Below are 26,189 nucleotides of genomic sequence, written 5' to 3'. Positions count from 1 at the left end.
TTTATTATTTGTAGCTAAGATAATGATTTGCTATATGGTAGTAACACCAGAAGGTAAGAGACACACCCTTATCCTAGTTACAATTGGGCACAAGTATACATATACCTTAGTGCTAGGGGAAGTATTGCGCGGTGTATCACCTTATGCCAAGTTAGAACTCAGCATAAGGAACAATAGGGGTACCTGGGAACTCAAGCGTTCCATAAACAGGGTTAAAATAGTAACGTATGTAAAGTTGACCAAAGTTTGGTTCGTAAAAGTCAGAGCGATCGATGGCTAAGTAGCCACCAAAGAACCAATTCGGCGTTATTCTATACTCAAAACTACCTTCAAGATTATATGAAACACCAGAACTTGTTTCACCTTCAAATACAGGGTCAACACCTGTTATTGATTCTCTATCATACGCAGCTATTTGCAAATCGCTATCGTTAGGGAAGAAATCAATAGATTGAGTTTTTGTTTGCGAGTACGAAACACCGGTTTTTAATCGATAAACAAAATCATCGCCCCAACGCGCGTCATAAGTGAGTGGCACGGATAGACCTACATAGTTTTGCGGACTGTAATAACCGCCGTGGCCCCAGGTTTCTTCACTTAAATTAAATTTATAGGCCCAATGCAATAAACTTGCACCCACTGTAAATTCGCGGTCTTGATTGCTTATCACACGATAATAGGTGCCGCCCATCAAGCGGTAGCGTTGGTTATCTTTTACGTTTTGACCTTTGTACAATGTAAAGTCAGCACTAGACCAAAATCCCCAATTGCCGCCTAAATCATGAGAAACATTAGCGGTTAAACCAGTTGAGCGAACCCCCCCCCAAATTTTACCAGTATTAACGTCTTCAAGGCCTGCATAGGCGAGTACTGAGCTGGTTACTGGTCGTTTTTCTAACTCAAGGCTATAGCCAAAGTCACCAAAGTCGTCCGAATAGTTAACACCCCATACAATGTCTTCGATTAAAAAGCCCAGTGGTGTTGTGCCAATATCTACGCGCCAGTTTTCGTTCTGCCAACCAATGCCAATATCAACGCCATCTTGCTCAGGACTTACCTCGTCAATACCACAGGTAAATATACACAAAGCGCCTTGACCGTATCGACTGCCAGCAAATTGCTCGTCAAATCGTGTTGTTTGCGCGCTAATACTTGTAGGATCTATTTTTACAAAGCCTTGCCCCTGCCAAAGCGGAAAGTACGCTTCAATAGGGACTAAACCAGCGCCCAATGTGGCCTCACTTTCAGTACTTACTTGTCCGCTAAAATTTACACCAACGGCAATGTAGGCTTGGTTTTTGTTTTGTTGGCTGAGTAGTTCTCGTTTGGCACCGTTTATATACCACTCGTCGTTTTCGTTGATGCGCGAAAGGGATGTGTAGAGTTCTTTCTCATTCAGTTGACGATTAGGTGAAAGCGTTTGTGCGTACCACGTTTGTGCTTGCTCTGTTTCATTAAAATTAGAGGCAACTTGCGCGCCTAAATAACGAAGCTCTAAATCATTAGGTGCTTTTTGAATAAGCTGTTCAGCTAAGTAAAGGGCATCACCTGCGTAGTTAAAATCGTTTAACGACTCCATAATTTGACGCTGAAAATAACTTTCTTGCGTTGTACTTTGTTCAATCGCGAGTTGTGTGACTTCTTTCGATTGGAAATCATCACCAAGCGCTCTGTAGGCTTTGGATATTGCCATTAAAGCTTGAGGTTCAATTAGCTGATTATTTTTTACTTTTTGTTCGTATAAAATAATCGCAGATTGGTTTTGTTCAAGTGCTAAGTTTGCATTTATTAGCGCAGTTGTTGTAGCTGATGAACTTGGGTATTTTTGATCAAGCTGATTTAGCTTCGCAATAAGATCACTGCCACTAAAATACTCAGAATAATAGGCATTTTGTAATTGCACAAACTGATCTATTTCACCCTCAGAGGCATTTTCAGGAAGCCGATATTGATTAAACCAATCCGTAGTCTGAGTTTTATTACCCTGTGCTAAAAGCCATTCTCCATACAGCATATGCCAATAGGCTGATAATGAGGGGTCTTCAGCTAATGCGTCACGCATGAGTTTTAAAGCGTGGTTTTGTTCTTCTATGCTAAACCAGCTTCGTGCTAGCTCCGCTTTCATTGGTGGCGTTAAATTTTGTGCTTCTAACGCACTTAAGTGATAAATAGCAGCCGCTTTATTTTGAGAATTAATAAAACGTTCGCTTTGTGCTAAAGACTCATTAAGTTGTAACTGTTGTTCAAGAGATACAATGTCAGCATCGCGAGATTTAAATGGAATATACTGAAGCGTAGCAAGCGCACCTTGGTAATCATCTAAAGCGCGCAAAAACAGTGCATGGCTATACCTAAGCTGTGAATTTAGCGGAAATTGCCACAATACATTATTAAACAATGAGCGAGCTTTGTCGGTGAGTCCTTTTTGTTGATATATAAACGCTAAGTCGTAATATAACCAAGGCTCTTCTGGTGTTGCCTGAATAGCCTCTTTTAATATTTTTTCAGCCTCTTCTAACTCACCAGCTTCAGTTAGCTTTGTTGCCTTAGCTCTATACACGCTACTTAATGAGCTTAAATATGACGCTCTTAATATTTCTTTTTGTGAAAATGAAAGTCGATTAAAAAAAGAGGTGAGCGTTTTTTCACTTTGTTCAAGCTTTGCAATTTCAAGTAAGCCAAATAGGGCGCCTTCGTTTAAAGGCTCGCTTTTAAGCACCACTTGGTAGGTAAGCGCAGCTTGTGAATATAGCCCTTGGGCAAATTGTAAGGTGCCACGATTTACCAATACGGTATTAGGTTCTTCTTCTAATGCGGCGGCTAAATCGAGTTTTAGTTTAGCAACTCTAAATTCACTGCTATCTATAGCGTCTCTTGCTTGGCGAATATACAGCCAAAACTTAGCTGTTTTAGCCATGCTTTTAAGGGTATTTCGCTCTGCAAAGTCGGCAGTGTATTTTTGTGCACGTGTAAAATAATTATAGGCTTTACCATTTTCACCTAGTTGTAGGTAAAGTATGCCTAAGCTGTTCATGATTTCGCCGTCAGTAGGGCGGCCTTTTAATGCTTTTAATAGAAGAGGTTCTGCTGCTTTTAACTTTTCTTGTTCGAGTAGATTATTGCCTTTTAACCAGAGCTGATAAGCCGGGTCGGCTAATAATTTTTGGCGTGCTTTTAATTGCTTTTTAAAGTCTTGATACTGTAACTCTCCCTTATTACTAAACGGGTAAAGTATAAAGTATTGCTGAAATTGCTTGTCAGTATTACTGTTTATTGGCATATTTTTTAATGCAGAGAGCCAAATACCTTCAACTTCATCACTAAAACCCGATGTCGATCCATACTTACTTAAAATACGCATTGCTGCTTTATCGCGTGGGTTACGTCTTAGCAAATGTCTGGCATAAGCAACTTCTATAGTGCCTAGGTTGTCATAGCGTTTTAATAATTGCTTGTAACCATTTTTAACCCCTTGCCATTGAGCGCTGTCTTGTGCATACCAGCCTAAATGCTCAAGCTCAAAGTTTAAAGTAGGATAAACATCATTAAATATTTTATTGTAAATTTGACGTGCTTGTTCATATCTGCCGGCACGAGCAAGCAGCTTTGCTTCTTGAATTACTGCCTTGTCTTTACCTTGAATACGAGACATAACCTTGAGTTTTTTTACGCAAGGTGTTTGTTGTGTTAGTTGGTTATCAAGCTTATTTAATAACAAGTTTGCCTGGTCTGTATTGCCATTCGTAAAGTCGTAATGTGCAAGCGCACATTGCGTTTCTATTCGCGTAGGGGCAATTGCAACCAATTTTTGCAGGCTATCTTCAACAAGTCTTTTGTTTTGTTGTGCTTCACCAATACTAATTTGGTTTAATAACCAATCAACCGATTGTGTATCAATATCATTTATTGTTGCGGCATTTAAATTAGTGCTTAGTGCCAATGTACAAGCTAAGGCCAACCTTAACGACATTCAGTGCTCCAAGTAGGTTGTAGCGTTCCATCAGCCGTTATTTTAAAGCGCTTGTTTACAGCACTTTCACCAAATAAATGCAATACACTGTCGTAATAACGTGTTTGCGTAAAAGACTTATCAATCATTAGCTTTTGCTGAATGGCCATTACTAGCTCATCATTACCTTGCTCTGCTAACAAAGGCAACAGGGCAGCGTTAAAGCCCAAAGGTCCTCTTTTTTCAGATTTACCTGATTGAGCGTACGTATTTAAAGGAACATAGCCGCGCTCTTCAATAGTATTCACAAATGGTGCAAACTGAGCAAGAAGCTCTTGTTTGTAGGGTGCATCTTTTGCCATCATACTTGCCCAAAGGTAAACACGAATTGCATTATAACTACCTAAATCTGTATTTTTTCTGTTGTAGTAAAAACCACGGTTTGAATCAAACATAACCCAATCAGGGCTAACGCCTTGCTGTGCGGTATCTAAAATTAGCTTAGCTGATCCTTCGTGCAGTTGGTGCCACGGTGAATGTGGATAAAGCTTTTTAAATTGCTGGTAAATAAATAACGGCGAGTAGCTAGGATTTAGCTTATAGCGCTCATTGTCAAACTCAAAACCGGCAGGTGCGGGGAGTAAAGACAGGCCAAGGCCCGTTATGTAGGCGGTTTCTTCTCTGATTATACGTTGAGCAAGCACTGCGGCTAAAATACTATAGCGGCGTTCATCCCATAAAATTGCCGCTTGCGATAAACTGTAGGCAATCCATAGGTCTGAATCTGACGCAGGGTTTGAATCTAAAATACCCCCTACGCGGTTTTTATCTAGTCCCCATTTCCATGCTGGTAAACGCGTACTTAAATCGCCCTCTGATAAATGCTCTTGGGTCCAATTTAAAACAGAATCAAAAGCGGCTTTATCGTTGGCAATAAGCGCAAAAAATAGTGCATATGATTGGCCTTCAGAGGTTGTGATACTTTGATCACTGCCCAAGTCAATAACGCGGCCGTCTTGGCTTATAAAATGATTTTTAAACACTTGCCACGACTGCCAAGGTTCGCACTGTTCAACTTGTGCGTTGGCATTGAAAGCAAATAGTGCCATCACAGTAAAAAACATATTAACGAGTGATTTCATTATTCGTCTCCTTCAGCTAAACGCTTGTAAGTTAGTGCTTGTAATAATCGCCATAAGATAAATGAGATCAGCAATAGCGTTAAAATAGACAGTAATGCCAAAATAAATGGATGATCAGATAAGTGAAACCACACTAATGTATGGACTGGGATATGGCCTACAAAGTATTGCTCATCTACTTGAATGGTTTTAATACCCTGTGAGTTGATAATGGCTGCACTACCTTTTACTTGAGCTAATTTTTCTGAGTTCATTAGAACATCGTCAAGTATAGTAAATGCATTTTGCGTCGTAGCACTCAACGAGACGATAGAGCGGTCTGAGTCAAACGGTGATTGAAACCCTGTTATAACAGCCATATCGCCACTACTTTTAATACTAACCTCTACTTTATCGGTCGTTTGTTCGTCGTATGCACCATTATAAATTGCTTGTTTAATTGCGCGCTGATTATTGTTAAGCAAAACATTTGTTTGTGCATCTTCATCTAAGTCATTAGCAATACTGTTAGGTTTAGCAATAACGAGTATGTCTTTATCATCTAAATCAGCGTCCTCATTTAAATGAGCAACACTCATTCTGTGGGTTGGGTAGCCGGTGATTGCGCCAAAGTGCCCCGTTAAGTTAAATAAAACGGTTAAAGCATTAGGTGTTGGGTTTTCATCAATAAGTACAAGTGTTTTTTGTAAATCAGCATATTTGGTAAAAGGAAAGCCACTATTAGCAAATACGTTCAGATCTGGTAATGCGATGTAGTGATCAAATTCACTTACGTCAATGCTTGAATCGCCATCAATAACACCAAACTCACCGCCAGGAGGTGCAACAGCACATTCGCCTTTTTTGAGTACGCCAAACCTAAAGTCAAAGTTAAGTTCATTTCTGTTAGCTAAATTAATGCCATTGACAGAAAAGCCTTCTGTACTTTGTGTGGTGTCAGTATTGGCAACTAGTGGCAACAACGCTTGTGTTGTTTGTAATAAATCGTTGTTTTCATCTAGTAAAAAACCACTTATAAATTCTTGGTTTATTAGCATATTTAAACGAGAGTCGATGGCTTCTGATTCTGGCGTGCTACGGTACTGAAGAGTAATAGGTATTCCTCTTTCACGCCACGTGAATAGATCAGGTGCAAAGCGAATGTTTAGTTTTACTGGACCATTATTAAGACCTTGCGCCTGTAGTTGCGTAGGGTAGTCAATAAGCTCGTCAAAATGCACTGGACGATCGCTTCTAAGCCAGCGTGGTGCATCATACGCTTTTCGAAGTGGCAACTGATTTATGGCTTCAATACTTGCGCTTCTTCCAGTCATTACTTTGTGGCCAAATGCAAGGCCAGTCACCGCTGTTTTTAAATCAGCTTCATCACGGCCCAATATCAGTAACATTTTATAATAACGATTAAATGGGTTTGAAATGATTTCAATCGTTGGTTTTTCAACATCTGGGTAATCTTTCAAAAAATCAGGTTTTGAATCATTAGTAATAAAAACCACACTGTGTTGATCAGGCGATTTATTTAACGTTACGGGAAAATTAAATCCACGCCAATCAGCTTGGGCTCCAAACCAACTCGATAGCGTTGCTGCTGCCTCAATAGCTTGGGTATTGGGTGTTTTAGCAAATACAAATGGAAGGTTAAGCTTGTTGTAATCCTTTTCATCAAAAAACGGCTCTGGGAGGTATTCTAAACGGCTATCGATAGCAAGCTGCTTTTGGTCGAGCGTTATGTTGCTTGATTTATTTATTTCTGTCCAAATAGTACGGCTGAAGTAGTCTTGACATCTAAGGTCGTAATAACCAACCAATTCAAAGCGGACTTGGTTGTAATCTTGAATGTATTTAGCGTTAAGATCGAGGCTATGCTGCACTGTGTTTTTTACAATACTAAGTTGTTCGTTAATAGGTAAAACAGTGACTAAATTATCATTAAAGTATACTTTTAAGTGCGAAACATTCGCGATTAATGAAGGCGAGTTAGTATACGAAAAGTTAAGCTTTAAATTGGTGCTCAATTTATCTATTCGGTTTGTAAAGTCAACGCGGGAGTTATTATTTACCCCGTTGAGCCTAAAACCTGTAAAGCCTAACGCTTCAAAATCTAAGCGTAAACTCGACACCTGAGCGCTCTCAGGGTATCCATTAATGAACATTGATTTATTTTGTAATGGCTCAATTGCATGCGCAAAATAAGCGCAACAAATAAGCGACAATGTTAGGGATATATTAAGCAACTTTTTAATCATAATTATTATGCACTATTGGTCTTTTTGGAGTAAATGAGTTTACGTATACAACTAAATTAGTCATAAACTGAATGATAGGTTGAAGCACTCTTGGTGCGTGGAAGAGCAAGTTACTAAACCCTCTGAGGCTTGTTTTTTGCACTTCTTTAAAACTGTAAGATGGGCGGTCATGTCTAAAGTTATTTTGCCAGTCAAGCCACGCATCAGCTCGTGAAAATGTACATTGTATAAACGCGCGCTGTTTTTCAAGAGATAAATCTTTAATGGTTAAGCCAATTTGATTACCCCGAGTATTACAAACATGGGTAGTAAACGAAAATTGCTTATTACCGCGGCTCATTAATAATTCTATTTTATCGTTTACACGACAAGCATGTGCATGGTCGGTTTCTATTCCTACGCCGTTATCGGAGTAATCTGTAATTTTTACTTTTAATGTGTGGCCATTTGCTAAACGAACTCCCGCTGGGAAGTTTGCTTTAATACGGTGTGAATGCCTCACTTGGCGTGCTTCTGCTGCCACGGCAACCGCAGCACCCAAAATGATAATATTATAAAGCGCCCACCCCATACTAATCAGCAGTACACCAACTTGCGTAGGGTCGCCAAAAAACAGGCGTAAAATACCAATTAACATACCTACTAAATTAATGGCGAGTAAAACCAAATATGGCTTAGAAATACCCCAGTCATAATGCTCTTTATCGTTTAAGCCACCTTTTTCGGTAACGTTAAATTTACCTTTGTTTGGATTAAACAAAGCAACTGTTGTTGGCTTTAATATGTACCAAGCAAGCACAGATTCGTAAACTTCGCCCCAAAACGAATAGCGATACTTACCTTGTATTCGTGAGTTAGTTGCTTTTATCTGAATAAGTGTAGGTACAACGTAGATAAAAATAGCTAAAAATGGCGCGTAAATAATGTATGCATTAAAGTATATAAGTGCCAGGGGCGCGGTTAAAAATACAATGCGCGGAATACCTGATAGAAAATGCAGCATAGCATTTAAGTAACAAAGTCGCTGAGGTATGTTCAAGCCTTTGCCTAACAGCGGGTTATCGAGCCTAAATATTTGCGCCATGCCCCGTGCCCAACGAATTCGCTGGCCAATATGAGCCGATAAACTGTCAGTGGCAAGGCCAGCAGCTTGAGGAATATTTATATAGGCAGTTTTATAACCTGCGCGTTGCATTCGCAGTGCAGTATGAGCATCCTCGGTGACGGTTTCAAAAGCAAAGCCACCTATTTCATCAAGCGCTTCTCTTTTGAGTACCGCACACGAACCACAAAAGAACGTAGCATCCCACATATCGTTTCCGTCTTGAATAAGCCCGTAAAACAACATGTTTTCATTTGGAATTTGACTGTGGTTATTTAAGTTTCTCTCAAATGGATCTGCTGAGAAAAAATGATGTGGTGTTTGTACTAAACACACTTTACTGTCTTTTAAAAACTGTCCCATAGTCATTTGCAAAAATGAACGAGCAGGTACGTGGTCGCAATCAAAAATGGCAATATAATCACCATCTGTGTAGCGCATAGCACTATTCATGTTACCGGCTTTTGCATGGTTATTATCTGGTCTTGTTAAATAACCTGCACCAACTTGTTTAGCAAATTCAGCAAACTCAGGGCGTTTACCATCATCTAAAATATAGACTTTTAGTTTATCTGCTGGCCAATCTATGCTTAAAGCGGCAAGGGTAGTCGGCCTTACAACACTTAAAGGCTCGTTGTAAGTAGGAATGTAAATATCTACCGTTGGCCATAAGTCAGTATTTTTTGGCAACATGACAGGTTTTCTTTCAAGTGGGTTAATAGTTTGAAAAAAACCTAAAATAAGTACCATCCATGCGTATGTTTCTGCTAGTAACAAGCCTGCACCTAATGTAAGTGCTAAAGGGTCATCCCAGTTAAGTGTTTCAGTGTATCGCCACCACAAGTATCGAGAAGATGTAGTGACAGATAAGGTGATCATTACAATCGTGGCCATATGGCCTTTTACGCGTTTGAGCGCGTAAGCAACCAGTAAAATAAAGCTAATAAACACCGCTTGCGCTTCAAGGCTAAAGGGAATAGTAACAAATATGGCAAGCAAGAATAATATCAGTGCAACAACGATGTATTTAATAAGTTTGTTCTGCCAAATACGAGCGTCGGCCATTGTTTTAAAAGCACTTTTTTTAGGCTTGTTGTTTTTGGAAAAAAGGCGCCTTATTAATCGGCCTAATTTAAGGTCGTACCAACGAAGTTGCCTTAGGCTGTAACTGACTCCATCATAAAAATAATTTACAGCATGCTTTTTTATAGACACTGATTTTCTTTTGGGTTTATGAACAGCAAAAAGCAAAAATATGCTCTGAATAACAAAGCGTATAATATTGGAATAGATATAAGTTCTGTATGGCAATCTTAAATGTGGATAATAGTTATATAACGCTAACTCAAAGTTTTCTTTGTTCTTTTTAATATTCACAAATAATGAACCGAACAAAGTTATGAAGGGCATTAAAAAGGCTTCAATTACATTTACTTTGTGCTGATTAAAGTAACTATGAAATTTAAATAAAATGTAACGCACAAGCTTATCAGTGAATAATATACTCAATAGAATATACAATGTACTGTGTATGGGCCTTTTGTAAAAAAGAGTAAAGCTCATCCTCAGTTCGCCGCCTTGCTTACAAGCCAACCGGCCAGTGTTTCAAAGTCATCGTTCGCTACACTGTATGGTGCGCAATTAAGGGCTACATTACGATTAGCTGTGGCCTCTTTAATAACTTCATCACTGTTGATAAAAAACGGCGCCATAAATGGCAATGTAGATTGCCAAAGAGAAAATAGATCAAATTCTAACACTGAGGCTGCGTTGTAACGATTAACGACAAAAAAGTGTTTCCAGCTTGACTCTACTGACTTAAGGGTTTGTAGGCGCTTGTATATGAGGCTATGACAAATTGCATCGCAAGTGACTAGCTCAATAACAATATCGTTTTCTTCTAACGGGTAGTGAGAAATATTAATGTGTGAAGGGCAGTCGAATAATATCCAAGCAGATTCTTTATAGTCCAGTTTTTTGCAATTGTTAATTGTGGCTATAATTTCATCTAGCGTTGCTTCGTTATCGCCATGGGGTAAAAAAAGAACGCCATCGCTGTCTTTACGAAAATGCAATAACGCATCGTCAAAAGTACTCTCGTTGCTCCAACCTTTTGTGGCTGTCCACTTAAGGCCAAAGTGCAAACCAAGGTCACTTTTAGCATCTAGGTCTATTGCAACCACATCAACATCAGATTTTTTCAAAACGCACGCTAAGTTTGCAACAACTGATGTGCTACCTATGCCGCCTTTGATACCTTTAATAAAAATCCTTTGCAATGGAGTTTACCTTTTTTATTTTTTTTCTTTAGATGTTTTTATTGCGTCATCAATTTCTTTCAATAGCGCATACTTGTTAATTGTTTTTTGATTTTTTTGTGTATTCATAATTTCTATATAGTCGTCACTTTTTCCACCAAAACGGCGAGCTAGGTTTTCTATGTCACTTGATGTGAGTATTTGTGAGCTTTTTGTAGCTAAATTGTTCATCACAACCTTTGTAAGCGTAATATTTATTTTTATTAAAAGTGGACAATATTTGGCTATTATATATAGAATAGCGGGTAAAACTAGTAAAAAAGTATTTTTTTGAGGGCTTTTTAAGTGCATAACTTTAACATAACGGGTTTAGAGCCGGCTGCAAAAGAGTTAAAATCGGCTTCAAGTTATGCTGTTTTAGCGCCTTTAGACAATTTTGTAGTTGAATTTGCTTTACATGCAATTAACCAAAATTGCGCAAACGATATTTACATTGTTTCTCAAGACGTTGAATCTTTTTTTGAGTCGTCATTTTCTGCAGCAATTAATACTGCGTACAAACGTAGTAAAGTTCATCCATTTTCTCTCTCATCTGAGACACAGCATTACTCAATAGAGCGAATAAACAAAGGTATAATTAAAGAGATAGGCGCGTATAAAAAATTAAAAAATGCGCTAGTGTTTATTCACTTCAATACAGAGCTACTTAGTGCAGCAACCGAAGCTAGCACAAAAGCAATAATGAACGATTACAGTGAGTTTGCAAAAAAAACAGGGGTTACCTTATTATTTTTGTTATCTGGTCCAGAAGTAACACACTATCGATTTTTAATAAGGCAGCTTAATAAATCTTTTGATGGATTAATTTTTGTAGATAATGATTCCGCTACCCGCGTTTTAGAGTACGATTATTGGCATCACACTACGGGTGTATTTGCTGATATGCAGTTTCAACTTTCGCTTGAAGATAATCAGTTTTTGGTACAAGAGGGAACTGTAAACGATCTAAAAGTATTCAATGGCTCGCATTTTCCAGATGAGGACGATGTTTGGTTAGTGCAAAGCGCGGTACCAATCGGTACAAAATTGCCTACGCATTATTATACCGCAAAAGACAATAATGAGCTGTTTGACAAAGGCCCCAAATTAAAAGCGGCAACATTGGTGTTTGCTGTTACGCGTTACACAGATTTAGTACTGCTTGGTAAACAGTGCTTTGAACTCAGAAAAAGCTGCGGTCGTTGGTTGAAATTGGTAGTACAAAATGTTGATGGCGTTATTCGCCATCAAGATGAATGTTTATTTTTAACTTTAGGCGTTAACCTTATTTTGTATAGCTTTTCTGAACCTTCGCGATTATTATCTCAAATTCAATCTATTCAAGGGTTTCAATTTTCTAGACCGTTACCGCCATCTGTCGAGCACGTTCTGAAATATACTGAAAATACGTTTTCTAAAGGCTATTTACCTTTTGATGAATTTACGCGCCAAGTAGAGGTTCATAGTGACTCGGCTGTTAATCTGGGTGTTAGCGGCGTGTTGGTTAAGCTTGAGTTACTACCCCGCATAGAGCCCATTCACCCTTTACACTTGTTTCATATTAAGCGTGAAGGGGATGTATTTAGCCTTGCAAATAACACCGTGTATTTGTACTTGCATGCGTGTAGAGAGAACGACGTAAATAATGCAATTAAGCATTTATTCAAGCTACAAACGAGTGACTTTTTTGTGCAGCAAAATGTTATTTCAGATCATTTTCATATACAGCAAGAATGTAAGCAATTAAGGCGGCTTTATAGCGGTAAACATGTTACTGATTATTCTAAACAGTTAACAGAGAATGATAGCTATAAGTTTGAACCCGGTGTGTCAAAAGGGATTACTGAGTCGTTAGACACACCTGAGTTTACAAATGATGCGCGCCCCGATGCTGTGTCATTTGTAATGAGATTAAAGGCTTAACCAATGAGTATTAATCAGCTTTTTATTACCGTTATTTTGGCAATTATAGTCGGTATTATGCTTTGTATGTCGGCAACTCAAATATTGGCCAGAGTAAAAACATATTATTACAAGCTTACTTTTAAACACGAAGTACTTGAACCTTATACACCGAATAAAAAAAAGAAGGATGAGCAGTGAAATTATCAGGTTTAGGAGCGTGGAATCTTTATTTCTTAGCTAAATTTGCCTTGTTTTATTACGGCGCAATTGATTTTAATGTATTAACCAATGCTGCCCTTGCAGCACTTTTAGCAATCAAATTTAATAAATCGACTTTTGAAAAGTTAAAACATGTACTTGGTGGTATTTTTGCGATTATCATACTTTACCAAGACTCTTGGTTGCCGCCAATAAATAGGCTGACAAAGCAAGCTGGTAATGTTCAAGATTTCAGCTTTGGTTATTTTTTTGAACTTTTAGCACGTGTAATCAGTGTAGATATGCTATTGGCATTATTCGTTATTACCGTGTGTTTTTGGTATACATCTCAGTGGTTACGTTTTACAACAATTACAATTGTTGGGCTGCTTTTGATTGGATGGCAAGGAGAGGGTGAACAACCAGGCACAGTAGTAAATGCCAAATCTACAAATACAACAATTAGAAATGAGCCTACTAATCAAGCACAAGTCATTACTCGCGAAAGCCAAACGCCTGATCAAAAATTGTCAGACTTTTATCAACAACAAAGCCATTTAATTAGCCATTTTCCTTCGCAAGTTAATGGCGAACTGTTCGATGTCATCGTTTTAAATATTTGTTCAATGGCGATTGATGATTTGAACGCTATTGGCGTTAGTGTTGAAGACATGTTTAATGATTTTGATGTGGTGTTTTCAGATTTTAACTCAGCAACATCATACAGTGGGCCTGCAGCTATAAGGCTTTTACGCGCAAGTTGTGGGCAAACAAGCCAAACGGCTTTATTTAGTGATGCACCAGAGCAATGTTATCTATTTAAAAACTTAGAAAAATTAGGGTATCAAAGCAGCGTTGTGATGAACCACGATGGCCACTTCGATGACTTTAAAGGTTTGGTTAATCGCTTTGGTGGCCTAAACGATAAACCACTTAATATTGATTCGCTTCCAGTAGCGCAATACGGTTTTGACGACAGTCCTATTTATTCTGACGGTGCAGTGCTAGATAGTTGGCTTAAAAATGAAGCGCAAGATTGTGAGCCGTGTGCAATGTATTACAACACAACAAGCCTTCACGATGGTAACCAGCTGGCCAATAAAAAACGCATGAACAGCCTTGAAAGTTACCCAATCAGGCACGCTAATTTATTATCTGATATTAATCGTTTTATTCAAAACCTTGAAAAGCGCGGCCGTAATGTCATGTTAATGGTAGTACCCGAACATGGTGCAGCATTAAAAGGTGACAAGGTACAGTTTGCTGGCCTTCGTGAAATACCAAGCCCTACTATTGTATCTGTACCAGCTGCTATAAAATTTATTGGCCCAGACGTTAAAAGTTATTCGCAAATTATGATTAACGAATCGACTAGTTACTTTGCCTTATCTGAAATTGTTGCAAAAACACTTGAGACAAATGTTTTTGGGGGTAATAACAGCATTGCCAATTTAGTTGAAAACTTGCCAAAAGCACCAAAAGTTGCTGAAAATGCCGGCACAATCATGATGTATGTTAATAAACGACCTTACATACAACTTGATGGCGAAGAATGGTCTGCTTACCCTCAAGGTTAAAAGTAATTTAGCTACGCAGCAGGCTAGCTCTGCTGTGTAGCGTGTTTATGTTGTTATTCTTATGCGTTAATTAAAACGCAGACTTGTCCAAAAATGTTTACAATAAGCTACCTTCTCAAAGCGACTTAGCGTATTATTCGGCTAATTTAGTTTTTCCTTCTTTGAGGATGTATGCGTCTAGATATTCACTGTGCTGATCGAATTGGTATTGCTCAAGAAATCCTTAACATACTAGTTAACTACAGCGTTGATTTAAAAGGAATCGAAGTCGATTCTGTAAATTGTCGTATGTACGTCAGCTTTCCCGAAATAGAATTTGAACAATTTCAAAAAATTATGCCATCGATACGTTTAATCGACGGCGTACATGACGTGCGTACCACTGCGTTTTTACCATCTGAGCGTGAACACAACGAATTAAATACTTTGCTACGTGCATTGCCTGATGGCGTTATCTCTATTGATGCTAAAGGTTGGGTACGCTTATGCAACGATGCAGCATGTAAGGACTTACAGTTAATTGAAAAAGAAGTTATTGGTGCAAATATTAATAACTTACTTAAAGGGTTTAACTTTACGCGTTGGCTAGAAGGTAAAGAAGTGCTTGGGCAAACCACGCGCGTTGAAGTGGCGGGTGAAGATTTTATTGCAGACATTTTACCAATTGCAGTCCCTCAAGGTAGTGAAGGTGATGTGCTTGCGGGTGCGGTTATTAACATTAAATCGCAAAGCCGCTTAGGGCAGCAGGTCAGTGCATTTAGACGCTACGGGCAAGAAAGCTTTGCTACTATTCATAACTTTAGTACGGCAATGCGCCGAGTTGTGCGCGAAGCACGCAAAATGGCGCAACTAGAAGCCCCTATTTTGATTACTGGCGAAACTGGCACTGGTAAAGAGTTATTAGCTCGCGCGTGTCATTACGCATCTAATCGCTCTGTTAAGCCTTTTATTGCGCTATCGTGTGCTTCACTTCCTGATGATGTTGCTGAGTCTGAATTATTTGGTTATGCCGGGTACGAAGAAAACGCAGCGCCAAAGCGTGGTGTATTAGAGCAAGCTGATGGTGGAACTGTATTTTTAGATGAAGTTGGCGAAATGTCGACTCAACTACAAACTAAGTTACTGCGTTTTTTACAAGATGGTACGTTTAGAAAAGTAGGCGATGAGAACGAAGTTAAAGTAAATGTTCGTATTGTAGCTGCTACTCAAAAAGACTTACCTGCAATGGTACAAGAAGGGGTTTTTAGAGAAGACTTATATTACCGTATAAACGTGCTTACTTTAGAAATAGCGCCACTAAGAGATAGAAAAGCAGATGTAGGACCACTTGCAGAGCATTTTATTCAAAAATATGCGCAACAAAATGGTCATGCAATTCCTGTTTTATCACAAGAGTGTTTAAGCTTTTTACAAGAGTATCCCTGGCCTGGAAATGTACGTCAGCTGGAAAATGCAATTTACCGTGCAGTGTCGTTACTAGATGATAGCGAGCTTCGCGTAGAGCATTTGCAGTTACCAACTTTTACTCATGATTTAGGGTATTTAGAGTCTGATTTTGAAGGCTCACTAGATCAAGCTGTTAAACGTTTTGAAGCGACTTTACTTCGTAAACTTTACCCCGCTTACCCAAGCTCGCGTCAGTTAGCTAAGCGATTGGGCCTAAGTCACACCGCTGTAGCTAATAAGTTACGTGATTACGGGATTAACCGAAAAACAGTAAAAGTGTAATTGGCCTAAATAAATTAAAATATGGGGACTAATTTTTAGTGCCCATATTTTTTGTTACCCCATCAATTGCAATCGTCTCAATACCTTCTTCGTTAAAGTTCATTACGATACTGGCGTTATTACGAGTGAAAAAATAGCTACGGCCATTAAGTTCAATAACATAATCGCCTTTTACGGGATCGCTAAACTGCTGCTTTTTTAAAGTGACTGTATGTTCGCCAATTTGCCATTCAAACTCTTCAATAAACCCATTATTAAATTCTTGAACCCATACTTGGCTGTCATCTTTTGAAAGCGTGATAGCGACAGAATAAGAGCTAGGAATTTGCTCCATATTGTAACTTTTAGATCCAATAGTGAATTTCTCAGCTTTTTGCTGCCATTCAAAACCAAATTTAAATTCTTTAACTACACCGGTAGGGTAAGTTACTGAGCCTTTACCTGGTAACGAAAAATCGGCAAAAGCATTGTAGCTAGGGACTAATAGGGCCAGTGCAGCGATGATTTTTAGTTTTGATTTCATTAGTTATCTTTTTTATTGTAATAATGATTTAAGATTAAAGTAGAATATTCGTCTTCGCAAGGGGCTATGCTACACTCGAATAAATTTAACTGGTAAGACCTTTATTGTGAACTTATATATTCGACTTTTATTATTATTTTTCAAAATTAAACGCAATAAGCAATATCAAAATCTACTTGATACAGTAGATATTGATTACAAAGCTTTGCCGACTGATTGTGATATTAATCTACATTTAACGAACTCACGCTATCTTGCGATGATGGATTTATCTCGCACGTGGATGACGGAGCGTGTTGGCTTACTAAAGCAAATAATGAAGCGTCGTTGGTTTCCGATTGTTAACGCAACTGCTATTACTTATATCCGCGATATTAAACCTATGCAGCGATATACAATAAGTACTAAGTTAGTTGGCTGGGATCATAAATATTTTTATATTGAGCAAAAGTTTCACTCAGAGCGAGGCTTACATGCTATTGCTTATGTACGCGGTGTATTTAAAAGTAAAAAGGGTATTATAAGTATTGAAGAAATGCTTGAAGTTGCTGGTTTTGATGGGCAAACACCTATATTGCCAAGTGAAGTAATGCACTGGAAAGAAATGTTAGAGCAGAAAAAGTTAAGTAACCTGCCAAATCGCTAATACCCTACAAATGAGAAAAAAGGCCTTTCGGCCTTTTAACACACATTGTAATTGGGTAACTATGTACTACTTCATATATACTTTAAAAGCTGTACCTAACACCAAACATAGCCACAACAGGGTCAAGCTCAACAGTTGATGTAAGCGATTTTGCACCATTAGCATAAACAGTGGCATCGGTATCAATATCCATAATTGATACCATAGCGTGTAAACCCCAGTTTTTATCAATTTTATAGTTAGCACCTACCTGAGCCATAAAGCCAAACGAATCATCTAACTTTACTTCTACATCGTCTGTTCCTAGTGTTGCTTTAAGTGCTTGAGAGGGTTGCTCATCAAAAAATGTAGTGTAGTTTATGCCTACGCCTATAAAAGGTCTTAGCGCATAGCTTGTATCTAAAAAGTGGTATTGTGCAACCAATGACGGTGGAAGTTGTTTTATATCTGCAATTTTGTTGCCTGCTAAGCCGTCTGCGCCATTTACATCGTGTGAAAACGGTGTTGCTGCTATCAGCTCTAACACCCATTGATCGTTAAATGCATAATCTACGGTGATACCTAGTTGAGTATCTGAATCACCTTTAAGGCCTAGCGTAGGTGCTTCATTAATCGCTGAGCTACTGTTATCAGGGTTTACGTTAATAGCGCCAACATTTACGCTAAAGTTAGCGTGTGCAGCTGGAGAGAGTGCTAATAAAGAGGTTAATAATGCGATGCTAATTTGAGTTTTCATGTTGTTCTCCAAGAACTACTGTTTGATTGGCGCTATTATTACCGAGCAATAAATATGAAAACCTGTTCTAGATCAAAGTTTAAAAAGCATTTGAAGCTTATAAAATATTTTATTGATTTAGATTAATTTTAGTGTCGTTATGCTTTTGTAAAGATTGACATATTTATTTAATTAACAGTCACATGAATATATTAAGGCAGGCACTGCCTTGCCATAATCTCGTGTTTAACCAAGGGCCTTAATAAACAAGAAAATATGTTTTTAGCAGGGTTCAAAAAATAATTAAAACAGCCGACACTTAAAAAAGTATTGGAAGACTTAAATGCGATTGAGTCGGTTTGTATAATGAAATATAAACCGAGTATTTTATAATGCATAAAATACTCGGTGCACTGACTTTACTTATCAATAGTTATTCTAAATAACGTTTAGCTTTGTTTTCTTTCACACTTTTAAGATCGACTAATACCAATCCATCAATACAATTATTAAAATCGGGATCAATGCTAAAGCTTAAAAATTGTACACCGCCAGGGTTGCAAAGCTCAGTATATTGTTTAAATAAAGTAGGGACTTGAGCGCCCATATTAGCTAACACATGTTTTAACTCTACAAAATCTTCTTTAACATCGTTTCCATTAAAAAGAATATTGCATTGAGTTAGCTGTTGCTCAGTTAATTTAAGCTCATTATTAGGCGTAGCTAGTTCTATACTGCTTTTATAATAATGTTGATAGTAATAAACGAGCATGGCTTTGGCTTGCTCAGGTAGAGCGTTGGACACGCTTACAGCCCCAAATAAATATCTATACTGTGGGTAGTTTTTTATAAAAGCACCAATACCGTACCATAAATAGTCGAGACTCTTACGTCCCCAATACTTAGGTTGTACAAAACTTCGACCAAGCTCAATACCTTGGTGCAGATAGGGCGTCATAGCGTCGGTGTAAGAAAATAAACTATCGGTATATAAACCTTCACGTCCATGCTTTTGTATTATCTGTTGTGCGCAGGCTAATCGATAAGCACCTACTAGCTCTAGTTGCATAGGGTCCCACAGTACAAGGTGTTGGTAATCCATATCGTATTTATCTATATCACGACGCTTACCGCTTCCTTCACCTACTGCTCTAAATGCTATTTCTCTGAGGCGTCCTAGCTCTCTAAAAATAGGGGAACTACCTACATATTGATATAGATGAATGTGCATGCCATCGTGTGTTTTACCCAGAAGCTGACATTGCTCAATTGCTCTTTTTAGTTCTTTTCTACACTCGGGCACAGCAATAGGTGTTTGTGTTTTTAGCGGTAGTGTTTTTTTAGTTGTAAGCCTATAAAGCTGTTTACGTATGAGGTTTACAATTTCTTTATCTTTAAGGTTTTCTATTAAGTAGGACTCAGGAGGGATAGAAGCACCAATCTCAAACTCTAAAGATTTTTTGCGCTGCTTAAACATTTCTGTCACTAATAATAAACTTGCCAGAGGCTTATAAATCATTGATGTACCATAAAAAAGTGGACTATTTTTGGCTTTAATAAAAATAGGTAAAATGGGGCAGTTGGCTTTTTTTGCCATACGTAAAAAACCGCTATTCCATTTGCAATCCTTAATACCGGTTGGTCCTAGGCGCGACACTTCCCCTGCAGGAAATATAAGTAAGGCACCTCCACCTTTTAAATGGTTTTGTATATTACTAAGCTCTTGCTTTTTACTCATACCAGATAAGTTATCAACAGGGAGTAAAAGAGAATGCATTGCGCTGACCGACATTAACATGCGGTTTGCGACTACTTTTAAATCCTGCCTTACTGTAGAGAGTACTTTGATAAGTGCTAAAGCATCTAGTGAACCAATAGGGTGGTTAGCAACAATAACAAGTTTACCCTCGTTAGGAATATGTTCTATCTGCTTAGGTTTATAGCGCGTATCAAAATTGAGTTCATCAAGTACTTGCTCAACAAATTCTAATCCTTGTAGGTGAGGGTACGTATTACCAAAGGTGATAAACTCTTGTTCATGCAATAAGTAACCTAAGCCCTTTTTTACTAAACCTTTTACTTTTGGAGAGTTCTCTAGTTGTGGTAAGTTTGCTGCAATTACTTTATCAACACTTATCATATTAACCTCATATCCCGTTTGGTCTATTCGCTATACATGTAAGATTAAAAAAAGGGTGTGACAGTTACTTTGCAGTAGTGTGACTTTTTAAAGTACTAAATTATAAACTGTGAATTGCTAGGAGAATTTATGTCGGTATTGGTGGCTATAACGGGGCGCAACAACGAAAAGCTAATAACGAAGTTACAAGAGCGATTACCAAATACATTGATAGAGCAATGGCCTGATTGCAAAAACGCAAATAATGTGGATTTTGTACTTGCGTGGAATGCTCCTGAGTCTCTGTGGCCGCAGCTGCCTAACTTAAAAGCTGTGTCGTCATTTGGTGCAGGCGTAGACAGTATCGATTTAACATTATTACCTGAACATGTCGAAGTAGTACGTATTGTTGACATGCAACTTGCTGAAGATATGGCGGAATATGTACTTACACATGTCTTAGCTCAAAAATTACGCTTAAAAGAGTATTACACTAAACAAACACAGCAAACATGGAAGCCAAAACGAGCTTTTAGTAATAAACATGTTGGTATACTTGGATTTGGCGAATTAGGTAAAGCATGTGCGCAAAAACTTGTAACTAATGGTTTTAAAGTAAGTGCCTGGGCGCAAAGTAATAAAAACACGACTAATGTCGAGGTTTATTATGGCGATGAAGGACTTAGCGATATGCTCTGTAAGATTGATTATCTCGTGTGCTTATTACCTCTTACGCAGGCAACGAAGGGTATTATTAATCACTCAATGCTCGCTAAGCTACCTTCACATGCTGTTGTTATTAATGTAGCACGTGGTGCTCATGTGGTTGAGCAAGATTTATTAAATGCATTAAATAACGATAGCTTACGCGCTGCTACCTTGGATGTTTTTGACCAAGAACCTTTAACGCAGAATCACCCTTACTGGGGAAACCCCAAAATAACACTTACACCACATTGTGCAGCGCTATCTGATTTAAATAGCGTTATAGACCAAATAGCCGATAATATTGAACGTTTGAATATGGGCTTAGCACTCAATAATTCAGTAGATAGAACTAAAGGTTATTAGCTGATAGCTAATTAGTTTAAAAAACAGCTTGTTAACATTTGTAATTTTCATTAGTGTAAAAGATATTCTCACTAATAAAAATATAAAGAGGGTGTTATGAAATCCAGTCAAAGTGGGGCTAAATTAAGCCTCGTTGTTATTTCAATTATCGTGCTAGGTGTTTCAGCTTGGTTTAATCAGGCTAACGCTGAAGATAGTCCATCTAAAACACAAACCCAAAGTGAATTAACAATAGCAGATTAACCTAGCTTATTAGGTATTTTCGGTTTTCGTCTTTCTTCTCGTTTCTCTCAACAGTACATGCTCAGCACCATTATTGTAGTGGTGCTTTAGTGGCGTTTAATATTGTCCTGATGCAACGTGTTTCTAATATTTTAAAAATTCGCAATAAAAAAGCCCAGCAATGCTGGGCTATTAAATATTCTAAGGAAAAGTTGTTAACTTTGGGTTACATTAAATTGCCCGAATGTATAAACTTTAAACAAGTAAAAAGTGTTGATCAACACTAAACTCATATTTGAAATAACGCTCGACGACATAAGATCTAGGCTAAATGATAAGAACAATAAACCACATGCACTAATGGCGGCAACGCGCAGCAGTGTTATCTGGTTAATAAAGAATGCACCTAAACCTAGTGCAAGTAGTGTAGTATTTAAAAGCCAATCTAGCTCGTTTAGCATGGTCGTTTCAATAGTTCAGTTGTTGAAAAAAGGAGCGCCATTATGTTGATCTTTTGCACACCTTTCAACCAAGTAATTTTAAATTTTCAGATTAGTTTTTTTAATGCTAAAAGTAACTGCCAATTGCCGAAAACAAACCATTGTCAGCAATTACTTGATACTTTTGACAGCTCTGTGGTTTTTGTAAATCACTGCATAAATAAAGGGATTCACGGCTAGAATCATAGTTGGGGTGCAAGTTGGAATCAATTAAAGTAGCTCCGTAACCTAAAAGTCCAGGCCAGTAAACACTCTCACTTACCATCCCTAATTTTTTATAGGTGAGCAAGGTTGGTTTTGGAAAAGCTAAAATTATTACAATAACAATGGCCAGAGATATAAATAGCCCCTTTTTAGACTTTGTTTTTTGGCTAGTGCCATTGTTTATGTTTGTTTTTTCCTCTACGGGTATAGAGCGCTGAGTAGGGTGTTGCGGCTTTCTTTTTTGCGCTGTTTTTTTTCTTGTTGGTGCTTTACCTAGCAACGACTGTTTATTTGGGGTTTTAGACATAAAGCAAATCTGGCCTTTTTTCCGTAGGTCTCTATAATTAAATGAGCAAATTTATATACTAAGCTAATTATTATGATAACTTAAAGTTAGCTTATAGCCTACGAGGAATAAAGATGAATACGCAGCTATCAATTTTAATTGTAGATGACGTTAGCACAGTGCGTAGTTTTTTGAGCCAAACGCTCATGCACTTAGGGATAGATAACGTAAAGGAAGCATCTACTGCCTCACAATGTATTAGTGAGTGCCAGGCTGCAAATTATAATATCATTTTTTTAGACATAGAACTGCCGGACGGCGATGGCAAAGATTTGATTGCACAAATCAATGAATTAAGCCCTGAGACAAATGTAGTAATGGTATCTGCACATTCAGGTATTGAAAATGTTAAGGATGCAATTGATAAAGGCGCTAAAGGATTTGTAGTGAAGCCGTTTACACCTAAAAAAATAGCGGCAATGCTTAAGAAGTTTTATCCAGACTTGGAAAATGTATGACACCAATCTGTTTAAATATTTATGTCGACTGTTATTAAAGTACGAGATTAAATCTTAGATAAAAAAAAAACCGGCAAAAGCCGGTTTTTTATATTCTATCAAAAACAAATTATAGAGCTTTAATCTTAGCTGCTATACGGCTCTTATGACGAGCTGCTTTGTTTTTGTGAATTAGACCCTTAGTTGCGTAACGGTCTAGGATAGGTGTAGCAACAGAAAAAGCTTGCTGTGCAGCTTCTTTATCGCCCGCTTCAATAGCAACAATTACTTTTTTGAAGTAAGTGCGCATCATTGAACGACGGCTTGCGTTGTGCTGACGGTTTTTTTCGCTTGTGATAGCGCGTTTTTTTGCAGACTTGATGTTAGCCAAGGTTTGCTCCTAACAATCTTAAAATAAAGCTTAAATTAAAGGCCGTGGAATATGCCTGTTTCTATCATGGATGTCAATTTAAATTTAACAATCCAAGAAAAACTGCACCATATAACGAGCATCAATTTGCCGCTTTAGCAGTTAATATAGACATTGTAACAAAGCACAGACCCCCAGCCTAGTGCTTTAAAGCGATTTATAAAAAAGACTGTGGCATAATCGCCTATCTTGAGGATTTTTGAGTAGGTTTAAGGTGTCAAAAGGTTTATTTCGCTCTGGTATGATTGTTAGTTGTATGACTATGATATCGCGTATTTTAGGGCTCGTTCGAGATGCTGTCGTTGCCAATTTATTAGGCGCAAGTGCAGCGGCTGATGTTTTTTTATTTGCTAACCGTATTCCTAATTTTTTACGCCGTTTATTTGCAGAAGGTGCTTTCGCACAAGCATTCGTACCGGTGCTAAGTGAAATTAAAGAACAGCAAGGAGACGACAAGGTCAGACTTTTTGTTGCACAAGCAGCAGGCACATTAGGAACCATTTTACTAATTGTCACTATTATAGGTGTTGTTGCTTCTCCTGTTATTGCAGCATTATTTGGTACCGGTTGGTTTATAGATTGGTGGCAAGGCGGACCTAATGCCGAAAAATTTGAACTTGCAAGTTCACTACTTAAACTTACATTCCCCTATTTATTTTTTGTAAGTTTAGTTGCACTTAGTGGTGCGGTGATGAATGTGTATAACCGTTTCGCTGTTGCTGCGTTTACACCAGTTTTGCTTAATGTTTCTATTATTACGTGTGCAATTTTTTTACATGATAAATTTTCGGTAGGTGCTTATTCACTTGCCATAGGTGTATTTGTCGGTGGTGTAGTGCAGCTACTATTTCAATTACCGTTCTTGTATCGCGCTAAAATGTTGGCGCGTCCGCGCTGGGCATGGCAAGACGAAAACGTAAAAAAAGTACGAAAACTTATGCTACCGGCTTTGTTTGGTGTCTCTATTAGTCAAATTAATCTGTTGCTCGATACCATGATTGCGTCATTACTGATGACGGGCTCAATTGCATGGCTTTACTATTCAGACCGCTTAATTGAATTTCCGCTGGGGTTATTTGGTATTGGTATTGCGACAGTTATTTTACCGGCGCTTTCTAAACTACATAGCAGTAAAAAAAGTAGCGACTTTCAGCATACTCTCGATTGGGGAGTTCGTTTTGTTATATTTTTAGGCCTGCCAGCAATGATAGGTTTGATGATCATCAGCCCACTTATTATTACCGTGTTGTTCGACCACGGTGCATTTAAAGAAGACAGTATTGATCATGTCAAAGCTGTAAGCTTAGGCGTAGTCGCATATTCGGTCGGACTTGTAAGCTTTATGCTAATAAAAGTACTCGCTCCTGGCTTTTATGCTCGTCAAGATACAAAAACACCGGTGCGTATTGGTATTATTACCTTAGTACTTAATATGGTGTTTAACATTATGCTGGCTCCTTTCATTGGTTATTTAGGGTTGGCACTTGCTACTTCGTTATCGGCTAGCTGCAATGCATTTTTATTATACAGACAGCTTAAAAAAGAAAATGTATACCAGTTCTCATCAATGAGTATGCGTTTTACACTTAAATGTGTTGTTGCAAGTATTGTTATGGGAGCTGTCACATGGTTTGTGAGCAGTTACTATTATTGGGCTACATGGGTCTTTACACAGCAAGTAATATTATTAGTAGCGCTAGTGGCTTTGGCAGGTATTAGCTACTTTGCAATGCTATTTGTGATGGGCGTTAGACTAAATACGATAAAAAGTGTAGCAATTACTGAATCAAACTAAAAAAAAGATTATAATCGGCAACTCTGCGGCTTTAATCATTTTTTAGCCGTAATTAATAGCTCGCTAAACAAGGCATTAGGTGGCATGGAGTTAATTAGAGGTATACACAATATTCGCCCACACCATTTTGGTTGTGTGTTAACTATTGGTAATTTTGACGGCGTTCATTTAGGCCACGCAGAAGTATTAAAAGGTTTACTTAGCGATGCTAAAGCGCATAGTTTGCCTAGTACTGTAATGCTGTTTGAACCCCAGCCACAAGAGTTTTTTGCTAAAAACAATGCCCCTGCACGTTTAACGCGCTTACGAGATAAGTTACGTTTATTGAGTGATTTAGGTATTGAGCGAGTTATTTGCATTAGCTTTAATCAGCAATTTGCAAACATGCATGCTGAGCAATTCGTTAATGAGATTTTGATTAAAAAGTTAGGTGTTAAAGCACTTACTGTTGGTGATGATTTTAAGTTTGGAAAGCAACGCCAAGGTAACTTTCACTTACTTGCTAGCATGGGTAAGCAAGCGGGCATGGATGTAAAAAGCACCGCGAGCTTTCGTCAATTAAATGCTAGAGTAAGCAGCACTTTAATACGAGATGCTTTAGCATCCGGTGACTTAGCGAGTGCTAAAATAATGCTTGGTCACGATTATGCTATTTCTGGGCGTGTTATACATGGTTGGAAAAGAGGACGTGAACTCGGTTTTAGAACGGCAAATATAGCCCTAAAACGCCAAGTGTGTCCTGTCAACGGAGTGTTTGCAGTGCAAGCAACGATTGCAGGAAAACAGATTTTTGGAGTTGCAAATGTAGGCAATAAGCCGACATTTAATGGAACTCGTGCATTATTAGAAGTTCACCTTTTTGATTTTGCACAGGATATTTACGGACAATTTATGCATGTGGAGTTAATAGAAAAACTTCGCGATGAGAAAAAATTCGAGACATTAACACAATTAACGGCGCAAATAGCAACTGATGTTGCTGCCGCTAAGCAGTGTTTTGGTTTAAATCAGGTAGCCGATAGAGACGGAATGTAGGA

General features: G+C 38.2%; 22 protein-coding genes. 10 read left to right on the top strand and 12 right to left on the bottom strand.

Features of this window, described 5'->3' with window-relative positions:
• Positions 1 to 151: 151 nt before the first annotated feature.
• Genes H5118_RS09580 through bcsR form a run of 6 tightly spaced genes read right to left on the bottom strand, consistent with a single transcriptional unit; the run spans position 152 to position 10,928 of the window.
• A complete protein-coding gene (locus H5118_RS09580; RefSeq protein WP_182748651.1) occupies positions 152 to 3,970 on the bottom strand; it encodes a cellulose synthase subunit BcsC-related outer membrane protein in 3,819 nt (1,272 codons plus the stop codon).
• Positions 3,961 to 5,091: a cellulose synthase complex periplasmic endoglucanase BcsZ gene (gene bcsZ, locus H5118_RS09575; protein WP_182748650.1), complete on the bottom strand. Its 1,131-nt coding sequence runs from the start codon at positions 5,089 to 5,091 to the stop codon at positions 3,961 to 3,963. Before bcsZ ends, H5118_RS09580 begins: the two co-directional genes overlap by 10 nt.
• Entirely contained in the window at positions 5,091 to 7,337 is a 2,247-nt protein-coding gene (bcsB, locus tag H5118_RS09570; RefSeq protein WP_182748648.1) for a cellulose biosynthesis cyclic di-GMP-binding regulatory protein BcsB, read from the bottom strand. The genes bcsZ and bcsB overlap by 1 nt, the downstream gene beginning before the upstream one ends.
• Positions 7,330 to 10,002: a UDP-forming cellulose synthase catalytic subunit gene (bcsA, locus tag H5118_RS09565; protein ID WP_182715391.1), complete on the bottom strand. Its 2,673-nt coding sequence runs from the start codon at positions 10,000 to 10,002 to the stop codon at positions 7,330 to 7,332. The genes bcsB and bcsA overlap by 8 nt, the downstream gene beginning before the upstream one ends.
• 2 nt (positions 10,003 to 10,004) lie before the next feature.
• Positions 10,005 to 10,718 carry a cellulose biosynthesis protein BcsQ gene (gene bcsQ / locus H5118_RS09560; protein WP_182693947.1) on the bottom strand — a complete coding sequence of 238 codons (714 nt, stop codon included), beginning with the start codon at positions 10,716 to 10,718 and terminating at the stop codon, positions 10,005 to 10,007.
• Between the two features lie 15 nt (positions 10,719 to 10,733).
• Positions 10,734 to 10,928: a BcsR/BcsP family cellulose biosynthesis protein gene (gene bcsR, locus H5118_RS09555; protein WP_058429545.1), complete on the bottom strand. Its 195-nt coding sequence runs from the start codon at positions 10,926 to 10,928 to the stop codon at positions 10,734 to 10,736.
• A gap of 114 nt (positions 10,929 to 11,042) precedes the next feature.
• Between bcsR and bcsE the strand changes: the two genes are divergently transcribed.
• The 4 genes from bcsE (at position 11,043) to tyrR (ending at position 16,144) form a co-directional block, all read left to right on the top strand.
• Positions 11,043 to 12,659, top strand: a complete 1,617-nt coding sequence (gene bcsE, locus H5118_RS09550; RefSeq protein WP_182694360.1) for a cellulose biosynthesis protein BcsE — start codon at positions 11,043 to 11,045, stop codon at positions 12,657 to 12,659.
• Positions 12,660 to 12,662: 3 nt separating this feature from the next.
• A complete protein-coding gene (locus H5118_RS09545) occupies positions 12,663 to 12,839 on the top strand; it encodes a hypothetical protein (protein WP_182748646.1) in 177 nt (58 codons plus the stop codon).
• Positions 12,836 to 14,416 (top strand): cellulose biosynthesis protein BcsG, encoded by a 1,581-nt coding sequence (gene bcsG / locus H5118_RS09540; RefSeq protein WP_182712582.1) that lies wholly within the window; start codon positions 12,836 to 12,838, stop codon positions 14,414 to 14,416. Before H5118_RS09545 ends, bcsG begins: the two co-directional genes overlap by 4 nt.
• A 171-nt stretch (positions 14,417 to 14,587) precedes the next feature.
• A complete protein-coding gene (gene tyrR / locus H5118_RS09535; RefSeq protein ID WP_002958215.1) occupies positions 14,588 to 16,144 on the top strand; it encodes a transcriptional regulator TyrR in 1,557 nt (518 codons plus the stop codon).
• A gap of 28 nt (positions 16,145 to 16,172) precedes the next feature.
• Here tyrR and H5118_RS09530 read toward each other — a convergent pair whose 3' ends face one another.
• On the bottom strand, positions 16,173 to 16,667 hold the full coding sequence (locus H5118_RS09530) for a hypothetical protein (RefSeq protein ID WP_024596632.1): 495 nt from the start codon (positions 16,665 to 16,667) through the stop codon (positions 16,173 to 16,175).
• A gap of 106 nt (positions 16,668 to 16,773) precedes the next feature.
• Here H5118_RS09530 and H5118_RS09525 point away from each other — a divergent pair, with 106 nt between their 5' ends.
• Positions 16,774 to 17,313 (top strand): thioesterase family protein, encoded by a 540-nt coding sequence (locus H5118_RS09525; protein WP_024596631.1) that lies wholly within the window; start codon positions 16,774 to 16,776, stop codon positions 17,311 to 17,313.
• Between the two features lie 82 nt (positions 17,314 to 17,395).
• Here H5118_RS09525 and H5118_RS09520 read toward each other — a convergent pair whose 3' ends face one another.
• Together H5118_RS09520 and H5118_RS09515 are read right to left on the bottom strand one after the other, a co-directional pair.
• Positions 17,396 to 18,049, bottom strand: a complete 654-nt coding sequence (locus H5118_RS09520) for an OmpW family protein (protein WP_024596630.1) — start codon at positions 18,047 to 18,049, stop codon at positions 17,396 to 17,398.
• 412 nt (positions 18,050 to 18,461) lie between these two features.
• Positions 18,462 to 20,168, bottom strand: a complete 1,707-nt coding sequence (locus tag H5118_RS09515) for a lysophospholipid acyltransferase family protein (RefSeq protein ID WP_002958219.1) — start codon at positions 20,166 to 20,168, stop codon at positions 18,462 to 18,464.
• A gap of 129 nt (positions 20,169 to 20,297) precedes the next feature.
• Between H5118_RS09515 and H5118_RS09510 the strand changes: the two genes are divergently transcribed.
• Both H5118_RS09510 and H5118_RS09505 read left to right on the top strand, forming a co-directional pair.
• Entirely contained in the window at positions 20,298 to 21,218 is a 921-nt protein-coding gene (locus H5118_RS09510; protein ID WP_182696008.1) for a glyoxylate/hydroxypyruvate reductase A, read from the top strand.
• Positions 21,219 to 21,314: 96 nt separating this feature from the next.
• The gene (locus H5118_RS09505) at positions 21,315 to 21,461 is read left to right on the top strand and encodes a hypothetical protein (RefSeq protein ID WP_002958221.1); all 147 of its coding nucleotides are present in this window, start codon (positions 21,315 to 21,317) and stop codon (positions 21,459 to 21,461) included.
• 194 nt (positions 21,462 to 21,655) lie between these two features.
• Here H5118_RS09505 and H5118_RS09500 read toward each other — a convergent pair whose 3' ends face one another.
• Together H5118_RS09500 and H5118_RS09495 are read right to left on the bottom strand one after the other, a co-directional pair.
• On the bottom strand, positions 21,656 to 21,901 hold the full coding sequence (locus H5118_RS09500; RefSeq protein ID WP_002958222.1) for a hypothetical protein: 246 nt from the start codon (positions 21,899 to 21,901) through the stop codon (positions 21,656 to 21,658).
• A 106-nt stretch (positions 21,902 to 22,007) separates the two neighbouring features.
• Positions 22,008 to 22,451 (bottom strand): hypothetical protein, encoded by a 444-nt coding sequence (locus H5118_RS09495; RefSeq protein WP_182748645.1) that lies wholly within the window; start codon positions 22,449 to 22,451, stop codon positions 22,008 to 22,010.
• Positions 22,452 to 22,564: 113 nt separating this feature from the next.
• Here H5118_RS09495 and H5118_RS09490 point away from each other — a divergent pair, with 113 nt between their 5' ends.
• Positions 22,565 to 22,948 (top strand): response regulator, encoded by a 384-nt coding sequence (locus tag H5118_RS09490; protein ID WP_002958224.1) that lies wholly within the window; start codon positions 22,565 to 22,567, stop codon positions 22,946 to 22,948.
• A 109-nt stretch (positions 22,949 to 23,057) separates the two neighbouring features.
• Here the strand turns inward: H5118_RS09490 and rpsT are convergent, their stop codons facing one another.
• Positions 23,058 to 23,318 (bottom strand): 30S ribosomal protein S20, encoded by a 261-nt coding sequence (gene rpsT / locus H5118_RS09485; protein WP_002958225.1) that lies wholly within the window; start codon positions 23,316 to 23,318, stop codon positions 23,058 to 23,060.
• A gap of 295 nt (positions 23,319 to 23,613) precedes the next feature.
• Between rpsT and murJ the strand changes: the two genes are divergently transcribed.
• Both murJ and ribF read left to right on the top strand, forming a co-directional pair.
• The gene (gene murJ / locus H5118_RS09480) at positions 23,614 to 25,152 is read left to right on the top strand and encodes a murein biosynthesis integral membrane protein MurJ (protein ID WP_409074709.1); all 1,539 of its coding nucleotides are present in this window, start codon (positions 23,614 to 23,616) and stop codon (positions 25,150 to 25,152) included.
• A gap of 84 nt (positions 25,153 to 25,236) precedes the next feature.
• Positions 25,237 to 26,187, top strand: a complete 951-nt coding sequence (gene ribF, locus H5118_RS09475; protein WP_024596625.1) for a bifunctional riboflavin kinase/FAD synthetase — start codon at positions 25,237 to 25,239, stop codon at positions 26,185 to 26,187.
• Positions 26,188 to 26,189 lie beyond the last annotated feature (2 nt).

This window comes from Pseudoalteromonas sp. SR41-1 (assembly GCF_014164015.1).
In the GTDB taxonomy this organism is placed as follows: domain Bacteria; phylum Pseudomonadota; class Gammaproteobacteria; order Enterobacterales; family Alteromonadaceae; genus Pseudoalteromonas; species Pseudoalteromonas distincta.
The sequence above is the reverse complement of the archived record's forward strand: the minus strand, read 5'-3'. Positions and strand labels throughout refer to the sequence as shown.